We start from the raw sequence: 16,748 nt of genomic DNA, 5'->3' as shown, positions 1-16,748 counted from the left end.
GTGCTGTAGGCCCTACGCCTCGGCATCGCCCCAACGCTCGCGAGCCAGTGCCAGGGTCCTAGCGTTCTCGGGGACCTGACGCAGGAAACGCTCGCGAGCGGCGGGCTCGGGAATGTCATCGGCCCGGGCTCGCACACACCGCGAGGCCTCGCGGAGGGCCATCTCTCCGGCGCTGTCATCCCCCTGCGCGAAGCAGGCTTCCGCCAGCGCCAGGTGCATGCCCACGGCGTAAACCCCCTCGTTGCCCAGTTGCCCCAACTCCCTCACCCCGAGCTCCGCCACCTCACGGGCCTCCGAGGCGTTCCCCCGAGCGCACAAGACGGCGCAGAGGACCGAGCGCGCGAAGCCCAGGTAGGGTTTGAACGGAGTCAGCAGCTCACAGGCCCTTCGGGCGTGTGGCTCGGCCTCGCTCAACTCCCCGCCAGCGGCCATCAACTTCGCCAGCGTGGCGTACGCCACCCCCCGCTTGAAGACATGGGAGTCCTCGAGCGCTACCCACTCGAGCGCCAGGTCCAGCGCCTCTCTCTGGTGCTCGGGTTCAGGACTGTCGGCCAGCGCCTGCATCAGGTAGTGCTGGGAGCTGTTGATCAACATGCCCTGCTCCGTGCGCCGCGCTTCGGCCAGGATCTCTCGCAGCATCGCCACGGCGCCGGGTAGGTCCCCCAACGCCGCCAGGGTCGCCCCGACGATGCTCCGCATCAGGCTCGCGTTCCGCTCCGAGCCGATCGCTTGGAAGTCCCTCATGCCCTCGTCGGCCGACTCGAAGGCCCGCCAGGGTCTGGCCTGCAGGAAGTGGCGGACGTAGCTCTTCGCGAAGCCCATCCAGCCGCGCGCCATGGCGTTGTCCGTCGTGGACTCAGCGCCTACCGCCAGCAGCCGACCGAACAACAGGTCCACCTTCTGGCGATCGCCAGACCAGATGGCCGCGACCACGAGGAAGCTCAAGGCCTCGACATAGTCCGCGATCGCCTCGGGCTCCGGCGTGGCGCGCAGCAGCAGCAGCTCCAACCGGGCGGCTTCCTCCTGGTACTCGGCATGAACGCACCCGATGATCAGTCCGCCCAGCAGTCTGCACCACAGCCGACTGCCTTCCTTCAGATCGTCCAGCACCGGAAGGCCTACCGCCACGGCCTGCGAGAGCTGATCCGCCCAGAAGGCCACCACGGCATGGAGCGCGCGCAGCCTCGCCAGCTCATGGCCCTCCACCCCACACCACATCGCCGCCTCCACGTACTTCATCGTCCCCTGCAGCTCATGCTGCTCGAAGAGCCGCTCGGCGGCCTGGATGTAGAAGCGGATGGCTCGCGCCGGTTGGTGCCCGAGCTGGTAGTGCGTGGCGAGCACCAGCGCATCCGGCTCGCCCATCCGCTCCAGCCACTCGCCCGCGAGCAGGTGGCCCTCGGGCCGGGGCCCGTCGGGAACCAGTCCGTAGGCCGCGTCCCGCACCAGGGCATGGCGGAAGCGGTACTCGCTCACAGAGGGGAAACGGCTGGCGGATTGCCGCTCGATGACCTCCTGCTCCACGAGCTGCTGCAGGTAGCTCTCCAGGTTTTCGTCCTCGTGCTGCCAGCCCAACAACGCGCCCACCCCGCCGGACCAGAAGGTGCGTCCGAAGATGCTGCCCGCCAGCAACACCTGGCGCGCACCGGACTCCATCCGCATCAGGCGCGCCTGCAGCACGGCCAGCACCGTCTCCGGAGCCGCTTCCCCTCGCCCTTCCGCCGCCATGCGGATGAGCTCCTCCAGGAAGAGCGCATTGCCGTCTGATTGCTCCACCACCTTCTGCACCACGGCCTCGGGCACCTGCGGCCCCAGCACCTCCCGCACCAGCCGCGCTCCCGCCTTGCGGCTCAAGCCGTTGAGCGACAGGTCCTGCAGGCGTCTCGCCCACAGTCCCGGGAAGAGCGTCTTCACCTCGGGCCGCGCCAGCGCCAGGACCATGAAGGGCTGCTCGGACAGCTCCCTCAGCGCCACGTCCACCAGCTTCACCGTGAGCGCATCGCTCCAGTGGAGATCCTCCAGCACCAGCAGCACTGGCTGGTGGGCACACTCGGCACCGAGGAAGGACACCAGCGCCCGGCCCATCTGCGTGCTCATCAGCCGTGGGTCGCTCCGCGCCGCCATCAGCCGGGGGCTGTCCTCCTCGGGGAAGGGAATGGCGCACAGCTCGCCCAGGAACTCCGCCGCCTCCTGGGCCTCCTCTTCAGGCAGGTGCCGAGCCACGCGCTGGAACAGGCGCACCCGACGCGCCTCCAGGTTCTCCCCTTCCACGATGCCGCACAGCCGCCGCAGCGCCTGCCCCAGCAGGCCATACGAGACGCCCGCGCTCATCGCGTCCCCTCGCCCCAGCAGCAGCAACAGGGGCAGCGCCCGCCGCTCGATGCGCCGCAGGAACTCATGACGCAGCCGCGACTTGCCCACGCCAGCGGGAGCCGTCACCAGCAGCGCCCGGGCCGAGGGTTCTTCCAGGCACGCGTTGAGGGTGAGCTCGAGGAGGGCCAGCTCCTGCTCGCGGCCCACACACGGCGTAGGCTTGCCCAGCAGCGGACGGGAGGCATCAACGCTGAGCTGCTCGCCTTGGAGCAGGAAGGTACCCGAATGCGGGCGGGCCAGCAGGAAGCCCGACCCGAGCAGCCCGGCCGTGACCTCGTCCATCACCACGGCGGCGGAGGAAGGTGTCCGCTCGAGCTGGTGCAGCAGCCGCCCTGCGCGATCCATGGCCTCACCCACTGGCAGGTGCTCATCGATGATGCCGAGCCCTGTGGCGAGCACCACGGCGGCTTCGGGCCAGCGCTCCTTGAATGTCAGGGCCCAGCGCGCCGCCAGAGCTGCCTGGTCCGTGGCGGTGCCGCGCTCCGGCAGCAGCGTGGCCACCAGCGAGCCATCCGCCAGCAACTCCACCTGTCCCCCATAGGGCGCGAGCGCCGACCTCAGCGACTCACACAGCGCGCGCCCCCGGCTCGAAGCCACTGACGCCTCCTCAGGCGCAAAGGACCGGAGCGACACCAACAGGACGCTGACGAGACGCTGCTCGGCCCCCGTGAGGCCGAGGGGGCGCGGGTCGGTCCCAGAGGAGGGCAGCAGCAGCTCGGGGGCGGACTCCAAGGCCGAGAGGGCCTCCAGCAGCCGGTCCGCATCCGCCAGCCGCCGCTTCGCGTCCTTGGTCAGCATCCGGTTCACCAGCACCTGCAAGCCCACGGGCAGGCCAGGATGCAGCGTGTGAAGGAGCGCCGGCTCGGCGTACAGAATCTTGGCCAGCGCGGCGGTGAAATGCGGGGCCTCGAAGGGGGGCTTGCCCGTGAGGCACTCGTAGAACACGCACCCCAGCGAGAAGATGTCCGCGGCGGGAGGAATCTCCAACTGGCTGGAAGCCTGCTCCGGCGCCATGTAGCCCGGGGTCCCCAGCACGGTGAAGCGCCCCGTCACCCCCAGGGTCGTGGGCACCACATGGCGGGCAAGGCCAAAGTCCAGTAGGACGACGTCCTCGGGACGGCCCCCGCGCAGGAACAAGTTGGAGGGTTTGAGGTCACGGTGGACGATGCCCTGACGATGGGCGATGGCCAGCGCCTCGGCGGCCCGGCGCAGCAGCGACAAGGCCTCGGACACGTGCAGGGGCCCGCGGGCCAGATGCTGAGCCAGGTCCTTCCCCTCGAGCCACTCCATGGCCAGGTAGGGCTGCTCCTCCTCGGTGGTGCCATGCGCGACATAGGCCACGATGCCGGGATGGTGCAGTCCGGACAGCAGCAGGGCCTCGCGATTGAAGCGGTGGACCTGCTCCGGGGAGGAGGCTCCGTCGACCAGCTTGAGGGCCACGGGCAGCCCCGTGGAGACATCGAGCGCTCGGTAGATGGCGCCCATGCCGCCACGACCCGCCAGGGTCTCGAGAGAGAAACGGCCGCCGATGACCGTCCCCGAAGAGAGGATCACAGGCATGCTGCTGGACGGAGCCGTCTTGTCGCTTTCAGCCGTCTTGTCGCTGTCGTCCATGAAGTGTCATGGCTTCCCCCCAACGCTGGCGGGCCAATGCCAACGTTCGGGCGTTCTCGGGTACCTGGTGCAGGAAACGCTCGCGAGCCAGAGGCTCCGGGATGTCATGGGCACGGGCGTGCATGCACCCCAAGGCCTCGCGCAGAGCGGCCTCGCCCGCCGCTTCATCCCCCAGCGCGAAACAGGCCTCCGCCAGTGCCAGGCGCAGGGAGACCGCATACGCGCCCATGTTGCCCGTCCGCTCCAACTCCCGCACGCCGAGCTCCGCCACCTCGCGGGCCTCCGCGGCGTTCCCCCGGGCGAGCAGAATGGAGCTGAGGATCGCTCGCGCCAGGAGCAGGTAGATCAGGAAGGGAGCCAGCAACGCACACGCCTTGCGAGCACGGGCCTCGGCCTCGGGGAGCGCACCGCCGGCCGCATCCAGCTTCGCCAGCATCGCGAGCCCGGAGCTCCACCTGAAGGACTGGGGATCCTCCCCCATGTACTCCTGGAGCAGGGGCCGGGCCTCATCCCATTTCGTGGGCTCCTGGCTGCTGGCCAGCACCAGGGCCAGGTAATGCAGGATGAAAGCCTCGGCGGTGTGCTGCTCCGTATGCCGGGCGGTGCGCAGGGCCGCGCGCATCCCCTCCACGGCGGTGGGCACATCCCCCAGCGAGGCCAGCGCCAGCCCCGAGTAGCACTGAAGAAGGAGCGCGTTCCGCTCCGAGCCAATCTCGCGGAAGTCCTTCATCCCCTGCTCGGACACCTGGAACGCCTGCCAGGGATGGGGCTCCGTCAGGTGGAGGAAATAGCTCTTCGCGAAGGCCACCCAGCCCCGCGTCAGGGCATCGTGCTCCATGACGCCCGCCCCTACCTCCAGGAGCCGCCCGAGCAGCCGCTCCATCTTCTCGCGCTCGCCGAACCAGCTCATCGGGAGTGCCAGCAAGGCGACGGCCTCGACATAGGCCGAGAGCGCGGCGGGCTCCGGGGTGGTGCTCAACAGGAGCTCGATCAACCCGCCCCCCGTCTCGTGCTGTCCCTCATGGAGGCTCGCGAGCAGGAGTCCGGCCATCAACCTGCACCAGAGCGGGCTGCCCGCCTTCAAGTCGGGCAGCACCGGGATGCCGAGCTCCAGGGCCTTCAAGAACTCATCCATCCAAAAGGCCGCCGTGGCCTGGAGCGCGCGAAGCCGGGTCAGGGACGCTCCGCTCACTCCGCATGCCAGGGCCGCCTCCACACACCGCAGCGTCCCCTGGAGATCATGCCGCTCGAAGAGCTGCTCGGCGGCCCGGGTATAGAAGTGGACGGCGCGCTCCGACTGCTCGCCGAGCTGGTGGTGCGTGGCGAGCACGAGCGGATCCAGCTCGCCCTTCTGTTCCAACCAGGAGCCAGCCAGGCGATGGCCCACCGGTCGATGGCTGTCGGCGACCAGACCGTAGGCCGCGTCCCGCACCAGCGCATGGCGGAAGCGGTACTCGGCCTCGGTGGAGAACCGGCTGTCGGGCTGCTGCTCGATGACCTCCTGAGCCACGAGCCACCGCAAGTGCTCCTCCAACTCCGCGACCGAGCCCTGCCGACCCAACAACTCGCCCACGCCCCCCGTCCAGAAGGTGCGTCCGAAGATGCTGGCCGCCAGGAGCACCTGGCGCACGCCCGGCTCCATCCGCAGCAGACGCGTCTGGAGCACCGCCAGGACCGTCTCCGGTGCGCCCTCCCCACGCCCCTCGGCCACTCCGCGGATGAGCTCCTCCAGGAAGAGCGCGTTGCCGTCGGACATCTCCACGGCCCGCTGCACGACGGTGTCTGGCACCTGCGGCCCCAGCACCTCGCGCACCAGCCGCGCCCCTGCCTTGCGACTCAGCCCGGACAGGGGAACCTCTTGCAGGCGTCGCGCCCACAGGCCCGGGAAGAGCGTCTTCACCTCGGGCCGGGCCAGCGCCAGCAGCATGAAGGGTTGCTCGGCCAGCTCCCGAAGCACCTCGTCCACCAGCGACACGGTGAGCGCATCACTCCAGTGGAGATCCTCCAGCACCAGCAGGACCGGATGGTGGGAACACTCGGCTGTCAGGAAGGTCACCAACGCCCGGCCCACCTGCGCGCTCATCAGCCGCGGATCGCTCCGCGCCGCGCGAAGACGGGGACTGCCCTCCTCGGGGAAGGGGATGGCGCACAGCTCGCCCAGGAACTCCACGACATCTCGGGCCTGCGCCTCCGGCAGGTGTCGGGCGACGCGCTGGTACAGCCGCTGCCGGTGCGCCTCCAGGCCCTCCCGCTCCACGATGCCACACAGCCCCCGCACCGCCTGGCCCAGCAGGCCATACGAGGCCCCCGAGCCCATTGGATCTCCCCGCCCCACGAGCACCAGCGGTGGCTGCTCCCGTCGCTCGACGCGACGCAGGAATTCGTGGCGCAGCCGGGACTTGCCCGTGCCTGCGGGCGCCGTCACCAACAGCGCGCGCGCAGCGGGCTCGTCGATGCAGCCATTCAAGGTGAAGTCGAGCAGGGCCAGCTCCTGCTCCCGGCCCACGCAGGGGGTGGGTTTGCCCAGCAGCGGCCGGGACTCATCGGCCCCCAGCAGCTCGCCTTCCAGCACGAAGGTGCCCGAATCGACGCGCGAGAGCCGGAAGCCCGGGCCGAGCAACCCCGCGGTCACCCCGTCCATCACCACCTGTGAGGAGGCCGGCTGCAGGCGCACCTGGCGCAACAGCCGCCCTGCCCTGTCCATGGCGTCGCCCACTGGCAGCCGCTCATTGAAGACACCCAGGCCGGTGACCAGCACCACCGAGGACTCAGGCAAGCGCTCCTTCAAGAAGAGGGCACAACGTGCCGCCAGGGCCGCCTGATCCGTGGCGGAGCCATGCGACGGGAGCAACGTGGCCACCAGCGAACCGTCCGCCAACAGCTCCACCCGGGCGCCGTAGGTCGAGAGCTCCGTGCGCAGCGAGTCGCGTAGCGCGAGCCCCTGCTTCCAATCCGCCGTCTCCTCCTCGGGGAACATGAAGCGGGAGGACACCAACAGGACGCTGACGAGCTTCTGCTCGCCTCCCGCCAGACTCTGGGGGCGCAGGCCCATCCTGGCCTGTGGCAGCAGCAGCTCGGGGACGGACTCCAGTGCCGAGAGCGCCTCCAGCAGCATGTCGGCGTTCACCAGCCGCCGCTTCGGATCCTTGGCCAGCATGCGGTCCACCAGCACCTGCAGCCCCAGGGGCAATCCGGGGCGCAGCGCCTCCAGGCGAGCCGGCTCCGCATAGAGGATCTTCGCCAGCACGGCGGCGAAGTGCGGAGCCGCGAACGGAGGCTGTCCCGTGAGGCACTCGTACAGCACACAGCCCAGCGAGAAGATGTCGGCGGCGGGAGGAATCTCCTGCTGGCTGGAGGCCTGCTCCGGCGCCATGTAGCCCGGCGATCCCACCACCGTGCCTGAGCCCGTCACGTCCATCAAAGAGGGCACCGCATGGCGGGCCAGCCCGAAATCCAGCACCACCACGTCCTCGGGGCGGCCCCCGCGAAGGAAGAGGTTGGAGGGCTTGATGTCACGATGGACGATGCCCTGATGGTGGGCCGTGGCCAACGCCTCGGTCGCCCGGCGCAGCAGCGATGTGACCTCGGGGAGCGTCAGGGGCTTGCGCAGCAGGCGGCGTGCGAGGTCCTCCCCGTCGAGCCACTCCATGGCCAGGAAGCGCTGGCCCTCCTCGGTGGAGCCATGCGCGACATAGGACACGATGGCGGGGTGATGCAGCCCCTCGAGCAGCAGGGCCTCGCGATTGAAGCGATAGACCGCCTCCTGCGAGGTGACGGCATGCAGCAGCTTGAGAGCAACGGGCCGGCCGGTGGTCTTGTCGAGGGCCCGAAAGACACTGCCCATGCCTCCGCGACCGGCCAGCTCCTCAATGAGGAACCGGCTGGCGATGACCGTGCCTCGCGAATGCCCTCCAGCAGCGGACCCCGGCGGAGAGGGCTCCGTCTTATCGTTGTCCATGAGGAGTCAGGTCCTTGTTTCCCGCCCCGCGCAACCAGTCCGAGCCCAGGTACGCGTAGACGCCCACGCCCACCGTCAGGGCGAAGGATACCTTGAAGGCCACCGACAACTTCGGTGGGTGGATTTGCGAGATGGTGCCCTCGATGAACCCCGCGAGGACGAAGAGTGCAAGGGTGCCGAAGAGGAGCTTCACCGCACGCACGGCCTCCTGACGCAGCGCCATGCCACGGGGAAGTCCACGCGGCGCCACCTGCCCTCGGGCGATGACAAAGCCCGCCGCACCCGCGATGCAGATGGCCGTGATCTCCGGAATGCCGTGCGGGAGAATCCACGCCCAGAACCAGCCGGCCATCCCCTTCACCGTGTACACCTGCGCGAGCGCGCCCAGCATCAACCCGTTGATGAAGAGCATCAACGCCGTGCCCACGCCCACGGTGATGCCCAAGGCGAAGGCGAGGAACGCGACCTCGATGTTGTGGGTGAAGAGGAAGGAGGAGAACGCGGCCTGCTGCTCCACGGACATCCCCTCCCCCGAGGCCTCGTCGGCGGCGCGCTGGACAGGATCCAGGCTCAGGTGCTCCGCGGGGACGAGGTAGGGCGCCGCGTCCGGGTCCACCAGCATGCCCAGGTACCCGAAGCCCACACCTGCCAGGAAGAGGAGCGCCGAGGCCGCGAACACCCGCCACTCCTGGCGGAGCAGCGCGGGGAAGCCACGAGCGACGAACCCCCACACATCCGAGAACCGAGGCCGCTGGCCCGGGTAGGTGACAGCATAGGCCCGGCCCACCAGATCATTGAGGTACTCGCTCACGTCAGCCGAGCCGCTGCGCGCGCGCACCCACAGCAAGTCGCTGGAGACAGCGCGGTACAGCTTGCCCAGCGTGCGAGCCTCCTCCAATTGGAGGGAGCGCAAACCCGAGCCCTCGGCCTTGTCGAGCAGGGACTCCAACTGTTGCCAGCGCGGCCGCCGGGCCTCGATGAACTCGGGCATCTCCATACGCGGCGACTCTAACCCAGTCCGCGGAGGGCCGAGCCTACTGCCGCTGCGCGGGGAGCAGGCCGGACCAGCCGAGGGTCACCTGCCCACTCCAGCCCCCCCAGACGCGAGCGCCATCCGGACCAAAGCCCCGACGCACCGAGGTGCCCAGCTCGAACCCAGCGAGCATGAAGCGCGCGCCCACTCCCGCGGCACAGGCAAACGGGCCCGGCTCACGAGGCGTGGCATCAACCAGGGCGTCGATTTCCGCTCCGAGTGCGAGCGTTGGAAGAGGCAGGAACCAGGCTTGATAGGCGCTGTCCCAGGAGGCCCGCGCCTCGCCCGGCCTGAGGCCGTAGCCCTGACTGGTGGAGAACGCCCACTGTCCCCGACGCATCCCGACGAGCAGCGCCGGACGCAGCCTCAGCCCCCGAGCCTCCTCATCGAATTCGGAGCCCGCCAGAGTCCCATCAAAGGACAGCAGCACGCGGAAGGCCGGATGGTCCGTCAACCGCACCCGTGCCGACAACGAGGCGGACAGGGCTGTCGCGGGCAACTCACCCGACGCGCCATCGCCGCGCAGGAGCACTCCGGGACGCATCGCCAGCGCCGTGCCCAGGGCCACGCGTTCGGACACCCGCCCCTCCACGGCGAGGGTGGTGCGCCCGCGAGCCAGGTCCACTCCCGCCGAGCCCAGCTCGGGCTGGGCGCGCAGCTCGAAAAGCCAGGCCCGCGGCAGGAAGGCCGTGGGCATCGGAGCCGCCTCCACCAGACCTCCCGAGGGAGCACCCAGCATCGACATCAGTGCTGCCTCCTCCTCAGCGGAGGCCACGGGCGGCTCGGGCTCCTCAGCCACGGAGACAACCGGGTCCTGCGCCAGAGGGGCCTGAGCGTTGACCTGCTGGACACGTGTGTCACCCCAGAGCGCTTCCACCGAGGCCACGCGCTCCCCGTTGCGCATCCCCGGCACTGCCCGTGTCACCAGCGAGCCGTCCGACTGGCGCCGCAGCGGCTCCTCCACCTGGGTGCCATGAAGCCCGCGCAGCTTCAACGCGGCGAAGGGGCCCTCCAACGGCCGGCCCTGCTCATCGCGCACCTGAACCTTCACCCGGAACGAGCTGGCCACGGGCTCGAGGTCCACGTCCACGCGAGGCGGCACCACCGTCAGCGTCAGCGTCTCCGGGCGAGCATCAGGCACTCCGCGCGGCAGTACCTCCAGTGTGTGCGAACCCACGGCCTCTACCCGCACCGGGTGCGTCGTGGGAGCGCCGTCGAGACGGAAGTCCAGCGACTCAGCCCCCTCCACCGAGAGGTCCAGCCGGAACGCGCCCCGAAGGCCCTGGGGCCCCGCCACGCCGCGCTCCGTCTTCACGCGCAGCACCTCCACCTGCCGCACGGGGGACGCCCGGCCCACCAGCCCCGAGGCGTCCACGGCCCGCACCCGCGCGAAGTACCGGCCGGGCGCCAACGCGCGAGCCACGGACTTCAGCGACTCCTGCCCCGCCGGCACCGTCTCGCCGTGCACCCGATCGTTGAAGCGCTCGTCGCGCGCGAGCTCCACCCGGTAGGAGGCCGCCTCCTTCACGGGCGCCCACGTCAGCTCCTCGTCCACGCCCTTGTCGTCCAGCAGCATCCGCACCGGGCGCACCAGCCCCGCCCATGCCGGCGCCTCGGGCAGTGGGCGCGGCTTCTCGGGCACCTTGCCCTTCTCCACCCGCGTGCCGTGGTCCCTGGGCACCTGGACGCTCTGGCCCTTCGCGTGCACCTCCGCCTGGCCGTCATAGACGGAGACGCGACTCGTCTGCTGCGCGTCCACGCCCACGAGCAGTTCCTTCGAGCGCGCGGCCACCGAGGCCGCCGGCATCTGTACGCCCACGGGCTCACCGCGCAGCTCGGCCAGCGACACGTTCAGCTCGCCCTGCAACAGCTCCACCGCACCGGACTTCTTCACCGCGTCCGATGCCTTGGGCGCCTGTCCGTAGATGACGACGAGCGCGTTCTCGTTCATCTGCAGGCGCGTCAAATCCTTGAAGGTCACCTCGGCGCCGGCCTCGCGCAGCGTGTTGACGGAGTCCAACCGCCACAGCCCCTGGCCGGTGTTCGCCTGGCGCCACTCCACCTTGCCCGCCCGCTTGGCGTTGACCTCGGGCCGGATGAAGGTGAGGCGCGCGTCCGGGTCGCCCTTGATGCGCAGCACCGTGCCCGGCTTCAGCTCGTGCGGCGGTGGCCCCATCTTGTTGAGCGCGTGCAGCTTCGCGGAGCCGACCGTCACGTCGCCGAACACCTTGCGCGCCACGCTGCCGCAGGTGTCTCCGGGCTGCACCACGTAGACGTCGTCATCGACGACCTGCTGAGCCCACGACTGGGCCGGCAAGCAGCACACCAGGGCGAGCACCGTGGCGAGCCCTCTAACGCTTGAGCTTCTGAGCACGCGATACCTTCCGGGTTAAATCGTTTGGATCCAGCGGCAGGGGGACGAAGTCGAACAACCCGCCCTCCAGCGCGCCCGTCACCAGCTCCCAATCATCTGCGGGACCACACAGAAGAACCGGCGGGGAATCCGGGCGAGCAGCCAGGGCCCTCGCCCGCGCGAGGGACTCGCGCCCCTCCGCGACGACGAGCAATGCGCCGAGTTCCTGCAGCGGATCCTCTGCCGAGACCACCTTCACCTGGAATCCACACGCAGCAAGCGACATCACCAGCGTGTTTCCCGCGGCCGACGGATGCAGCTCGGACAGCACGGCCACGGGAGCCCCACCCACCGCGGGACTCGGCACCGGCACCGCATGCGGCACAAGCCCGCGCTCCATCTTCTTTCCCTCTCCCCGCTTCCTCGGCGCGGACTCCCACGGCTCGGCGAGCACGGCCAACAGATCCTGGCGCATGGCCGCCGCATCCGCCGGGCGCGCTTCGGGCAGCTTCTCCAGCGCCTTCATCACCACGGCCTCGAGGCGCTCGGACAAAGAGAGCTCCGGCCGCGCCTCGCGGAACGAGGGAATCGGCTTGTAGAGATGCGCAACGGCCACCTCGGCCGAGGCCATGACCGGGAAGGGAGACACGCCGGTGAGCAGCTCGTAGAGCACGCACCCCAGCGAGTACAGATCACTGCGCCCGTCCAGCGGCAGCCCGCGCAGCTGCTCCGGGGACATGAAGCCCGGCGTGCCCACGGCCATGCCCTCCTGGGTGAGGCGCACGTTCAGCTCGCCCCCGAGCACAGCCAGGCCGAAGTCGAGCAACTTCACGCGCTCGCCACCTGGGTGGGACTCGAGGAAGAGGTTCGCGGGTTTGAGGTCGCGGTGGATGATGCCGAGCGTGTGCGCGGCCTCCAGCACCTCCAGCACCTGCACGGCCAGACCCACCGCGCGCGGGACCGGCAGCGCCCCCTCGCGCAGCAGCAGGGACTCCACCGTCTCGCCGGACACCAACTCCATGGCGAGGAAGAGGAAGCCGGCATCGAGCCCGTAGTCATACACCTCCACCGAGCCTGGGTGGCGCAGCCGGGCCAGCACCTGGGCCTCGCGTTGGAAGCGCTCGGCGAAACCGGGGGCGCTGGCGATGTGCGGGTGCATCACCTTGAGGGCCACGTGGCGACCCAGGCCGAGCTGCTCCGCCTCGTACACGGAGCCCATGCCCCCCTGGCCGAGCACACGCAGCACGCGGAAGCGCTCGCCGACCACCTGGCCGACCCGAGGCATCAGGCCGGCACCTCGTAGACGCTGGTGACAGCGGTGCGACCGTGCAGCTTGCGCTCCCCGGCGGGTACCAACTCCAGACCGCTCTCACCGAGACGCTCGCGAGTGGTCTCACTGACGAGGATCTGCCCCGGCTGGGCCATGGCCTCGAGCCGCGCGGCCACGTTCACCGTGTCACCGATGACGGTGTACTCCATGCGCTTCTCGCTGCCGACGTTGCCCGCCACCGCGGGGCCGGTGTGGATGCCGATGGCCAGCTGAATTTCGATGCCCCAGCGCGCGCGCCAGCGGCGGTTGCCCACGTCGAGCCAGCGGCGCAAGTCCTCTGCCGCCTGCACCGCGCGCAGCGCATCGTCGGAATGAGACTGGGGCGAGCCCCACACCGCCATGATGCAGTCCCCGATGAACTTGTCGATGATGCCCCCGCGCCGCTGGATGATCTCCGTGGCGAAGGTGAACAGCTCGTTGAGCAGCGCGACGATGACCTCCGGGGGCTGGGACTCAGACAGCCGGGTGAAGCCCACCACGTCCGCGAAGAAGATGGTCACCTCGCGGCGCTCGCCCCCGAGCCGCAGCTGGTCGGGATTGGAGACCACCAGCTCCACCACATCCGGAGACAGGTAGCGGCTGAGGGCCGCACGCACCTGCGTCTGGGTGACGACCTCGCGCTCCTTGGCCTCCAGCGTCAGGGCCATGCTGTCGAAGGCGCGGGCCAAGGTGCCCAGCTCGTCCGCGCGCCGGGTGACGCGCTCGCCCACGCCGCGGAAGGTGCGTTCGGCGAGTGCTCGTGTCGCCGCCACCAGGTCCCGAATGGGCCGAGTGAGCTGCCGAGCCCCGAGCAACCCCACGGCGAGCGCCACCAGGGCGGCCACTGCGAGCGCGGCGAGAATGGAGGCACGCATCTCCGACAGGGACGCGTACGCCACCGACTGGGGCTGCTGCACCGCCACCGCCCAGCCTCGCTCGGAGAGCACCTCCAGCGAGCCGACCATCGCCTGCCCCTCGTGGTGGAAGTCCGAGATGGCGGCCATGTCCGTCCCGAAGGAGGAGTTCCCACTCAGAGCAGCGAAGAGGCCATGCGTGGAGAAGTCCTCGCGGGACGCCACGCGGGACGGGTCCGCATGGAGGACCAGCCGCCGCTCCTTGTCCACGACAAACACGTTCTCGCGCGATCCGAGGAACTTCTCACCGAGCTCGCCCATCAGCGCACACAGCTCGCCGAGCTTCACCTGAGTGCCGAGAATGGCGCGCACGGAGCCCTCCCGGACGATGGGGAAGAACACCTCGAGCACGGGCCCGCCCTGCGCGCTGGTACGCACGCCCTGGACCACCAGGTGCCCGCTGGAGGTGAGGGCCTGGAGGAGCCCGGCGTCCAACCGAGGGGCGAGCTCCGGGGCCGGAACCTCATCCGCCTTCACGGTCGTGACGCTCTGGCCACTCGGAGCGTAGAGCGTGACAAAGTCGATGTTGCCCAGGGCCGCCAACCGGGAGCCCACGAGCGCGAAGCGCGTGGCGTCGTCACCCAACCCGGGCGCGAAGAGGAGCTGCCCGAGGCCCGCGAGCTCCTGCTCGACGCGAGCCAGCTCACCCCGGACGGCCCGCTGCACATCTCCGACGATGGAGCGGTGCAGGTGGCGGACGAGCTCCTGGAGAGCGTCTGCGTTGGTGTCCATCATCTTCCAGCCCAGTCCCACCAACGGAGGCAGCGCACAGGCCAGGATGAGGAGGAACAAACGCGTGAAGAGCGAGAGGCCTTGCGACCCCGCCGCATCCTGTTGAACGGGAGGAGGAGCTGGCACGTCCGTGCCACGCTCCGTGTTGCGAGTCTCCACTCCAGGGGCAGGGGTCGCGGCCATTGTCTGAATGCCCCATCTAACACTCCCGGTGGGTGCGGAGCGAGCCCTTGACCCACTCCGCAACCCGCCCGGTTCCCAGACGAGGAAGCGCTAGCCCCTCACGGAAGCTTCAACGCGCTACACTGCTGGGCCCCTTTCCCGCAGTGAGGAGCTCCTGTCATGCGCATCCACAAGCCCGCTTCATCCCGATGGCTCGCGGCGGCCCTGCTCCCGTTGCTGGCCGCTTGTGGCCCCACGGATCCAGGTGAGGCCCTGCGCGCGCTCGGCGAGTTCCAGGACGGCATCATCACCTTCTACGACGCGACGGGCGCGGGCAACTGCAGCTTCGATCCCAGCCCGCAGAACCTGGACGTGGCGGCGATCAACAAGGGCCAGTACGAGGGCAGCGCGGTGTGCGGCTCGTGCGTGGAGATTGAAGGCCCCAAGGGCAACCTGCGCGTGCGCATCGTGGACTCCTGCCCGGACTGCCCTGACAAGGGCCACCTGGACCTCAGCCGCGAGGCCTTCGCGAAGATCGCCAACCCCATCGATGGCCGCGTGAAGGTGCGCTGGCGCATGGTGACCTGCGACGTGCAGGGCCCCATCCGCTACCACTACAAGGACGGCAGCTCTCAGTGGTGGACCGCCATCCAGGTGCGCAACCACCGCCTGCCCGTGACGAAGCTCGAGTACTGGAAGAACAACGCCTGGGTCCAGGTCAAGCGCGAGGACTACAACTACTTCGTCGAGCCCAGCGGCATGGGCACGGGCTCCATCAAGGTGCGGGTGACGGCCTCGGACGGACAGACGCTCGAGGACACCCTCCCCGCGCCGACGTCCAACACAACCCACGATGGAGCAGCCCAGTTCAAAGGGGGCTGAACACGTGACGTGACTCTGGCCTAGACTGGAGCGGTGACGGACACGCCCGACACCCTCCTCGACGGAACCCACACCGTGCTCACGCCCGAGTACGTGGAGTTCCGCTTCACGCTGGCGGGCATCTACTCGCGCTTCCTGGCGTGGCTGTTGGACACGCTCATCGTCATGGTGGGCACGGGAGCGATCCTCTCGGGACTCAGCATGGCGATGATGGTCTTCCCCGGCTTCGCCAGCGCGCTGGGGTTCGTCATCTACTTCCTGGTGGACTGGGGCTACGGCATTGCCCTGGAGACGGCCTGGAGCGGACGAACGGTGGGCAAGCGCGTCATGGGCCTGCGCGTCATCCAGCGCAGCGGGGTGCGCATCGGCTTCTACCACGCGGCGCTGCGCAACCTGGCGCGGCCGGTGGATCGGCTCCCCTTCCTCTACCTGGTGGGCGGGGTGGCGGCGCTGTTGTCCGGCTCGTACCAGCGGCTGGGAGACATGCTCGCCGGCACCATCGTCGTGCGCGAGCGCCGCCTCAAGGCGCCCTCGGCCATCGGGGCGGCGGCCGGTGAGGGGCTGTTGGCGGATCCCCTCTTCGTCTCGCGGGTGAAGCGGCTGAGCGCCGAGGCGCGGGAGCTGGTGCTCTCCGCGGCCCTCCGGCGCGAGGAGCTGCGGATGGAGGCCCGTCTACGCCTCTTCTCCGCGCTCGGCACGAAGCTTCAGGAGCTGCTGGCCATGGAGAAGCCGGCCCATCTCTCGGACGAGAAGTGGACGCTGCTGGTGGCCGCGGCCCTCATTCCCGCCCCCGGCGCACGCACGAGCACCGGGGCTCGCGCGGTGGCCTAGAAGTAGACGGACGTGCCCGCGGACACGATGAGCGACGTCTGCACCCGCTCCGTCAGGGACAGGTAGGCGTTGAACTGCGCCCGCGCGCCCAGGCTGACGGAGTCCGACACGAAGAACTCGATGCCCGCGTTGGGTCCCACGCCGAAGAAGTTCGAGTCCCCCTGCGGCTTGAAGACGTGCAGGTAGCTCAGGTCCGCCCCGATATAGGGCCGGATGGTCTCCTCCATGAAGAGGTAGCGGACGCCCAGCGACGGCGCCAGGCCCACCACGCGCTGCTCGCTGATCGGATCGTACGGGAAGGCGATCTTCGTCAGCGAAACGAGCTCGAAGCCCCCCTCGATGTAGAGGCTGGCGTCGAAGCCGACGAACACGGTGTTGTTGAGGCTGGCCGTGTTGTTGAAGTTCATGTAGCCCAGCGACAGACCGAGGCTGCGGTTGGCGAACTGGGCATGGGCGGGAGCGGCCATGAAGAGGGCCACCAAGAGGCCAAGAGCGTAGAAGAACGAGCGCATGGCCCGGACTCTAGCGTCCCCTGGCGGCGGCTAAACCACTGAAACCGCAAGGATTCCCCCCTTCCAGAGACGTTG

At 69.5% G+C, this 16,748-nt stretch carries 9 protein-coding genes; 2 read left to right on the top strand and 7 right to left on the bottom strand.

Features of this window, described 5'->3' with window-relative positions; genetic code table 11:
* Positions 1-12 precede the first annotated feature (12 nt).
* Genes F0U60_RS17285 through F0U60_RS17260 form a run of 6 tightly spaced genes read right to left on the bottom strand, consistent with a single transcriptional unit; the run spans position 13 to position 14,469 of the window.
* Positions 13-3,987 carry a protein kinase gene (locus F0U60_RS17285; protein ID WP_395821008.1) on the bottom strand — a complete coding sequence of 1,325 codons (3,975 nt, stop codon included), beginning with the start codon at positions 3,985-3,987 and terminating at the stop codon, positions 13-15.
* The gene (locus tag F0U60_RS17280) at positions 3,962-7,945 is read right to left on the bottom strand and encodes a serine/threonine-protein kinase PknK (protein WP_395821005.1); all 3,984 of its coding nucleotides are present in this window, start codon (positions 7,943-7,945) and stop codon (positions 3,962-3,964) included. Before F0U60_RS17280 ends, F0U60_RS17285 begins: the two co-directional genes overlap by 26 nt.
* The gene (locus F0U60_RS17275) at positions 7,932-8,942 is read right to left on the bottom strand and encodes a stage II sporulation protein M (protein WP_395821002.1); all 1,011 of its coding nucleotides are present in this window, start codon (positions 8,940-8,942) and stop codon (positions 7,932-7,934) included. The genes F0U60_RS17280 and F0U60_RS17275 overlap by 14 nt, the downstream gene beginning before the upstream one ends.
* A 37-nt stretch (positions 8,943-8,979) precedes the next feature.
* On the bottom strand, positions 8,980-11,295 hold the full coding sequence (locus F0U60_RS17270) for a FecR domain-containing protein (RefSeq protein ID WP_395821000.1): 2,316 nt from the start codon (positions 11,293-11,295) through the stop codon (positions 8,980-8,982).
* 34 nt (positions 11,296-11,329) lie between these two features.
* Positions 11,330-12,616, bottom strand: coding sequence for a serine/threonine-protein kinase (locus F0U60_RS17265; RefSeq protein ID WP_395820997.1), 1,287 nt, complete (start codon positions 12,614-12,616; stop codon positions 11,330-11,332).
* Entirely contained in the window at positions 12,616-14,469 is a 1,854-nt protein-coding gene (locus F0U60_RS17260; protein WP_395820994.1) for an adenylate/guanylate cyclase domain-containing protein, read from the bottom strand. Before F0U60_RS17260 ends, F0U60_RS17265 begins: the two co-directional genes overlap by 1 nt.
* A gap of 159 nt (positions 14,470-14,628) precedes the next feature.
* Between F0U60_RS17260 and F0U60_RS17255 the strand changes: the two genes are divergently transcribed.
* Both F0U60_RS17255 and F0U60_RS17250 read left to right on the top strand, forming a co-directional pair.
* On the top strand, positions 14,629-15,330 hold the full coding sequence (locus F0U60_RS17255) for an expansin EXLX1 family cellulose-binding protein (protein WP_395820991.1): 702 nt from the start codon (positions 14,629-14,631) through the stop codon (positions 15,328-15,330).
* 33 nt (positions 15,331-15,363) lie between these two features.
* A complete protein-coding gene (locus F0U60_RS17250) occupies positions 15,364-16,161 on the top strand; it encodes an RDD family protein (RefSeq protein WP_395820989.1) in 798 nt (265 codons plus the stop codon).
* Here the strand turns inward: F0U60_RS17250 and F0U60_RS17245 are convergent.
* Positions 16,158-16,673 (bottom strand): outer membrane beta-barrel protein, encoded by a 516-nt coding sequence (locus F0U60_RS17245; protein WP_395820986.1) that lies wholly within the window; start codon positions 16,671-16,673, stop codon positions 16,158-16,160. The two genes, F0U60_RS17250 and F0U60_RS17245, sit on opposite strands and share 4 nt — an antisense overlap.
* Positions 16,674-16,748: the final 75 nt, after the last annotated feature.

Origin of the sequence: Archangium minus (assembly GCF_044360475.1) — a bacterium.
Lineage (GTDB): Bacteria > Myxococcota > Myxococcia > Myxococcales > Myxococcaceae > Archangium > Archangium minus.
Note: the sequence above shows the minus strand (reverse complement) of the source record. Positions and strands in the feature narration are given on the sequence as shown.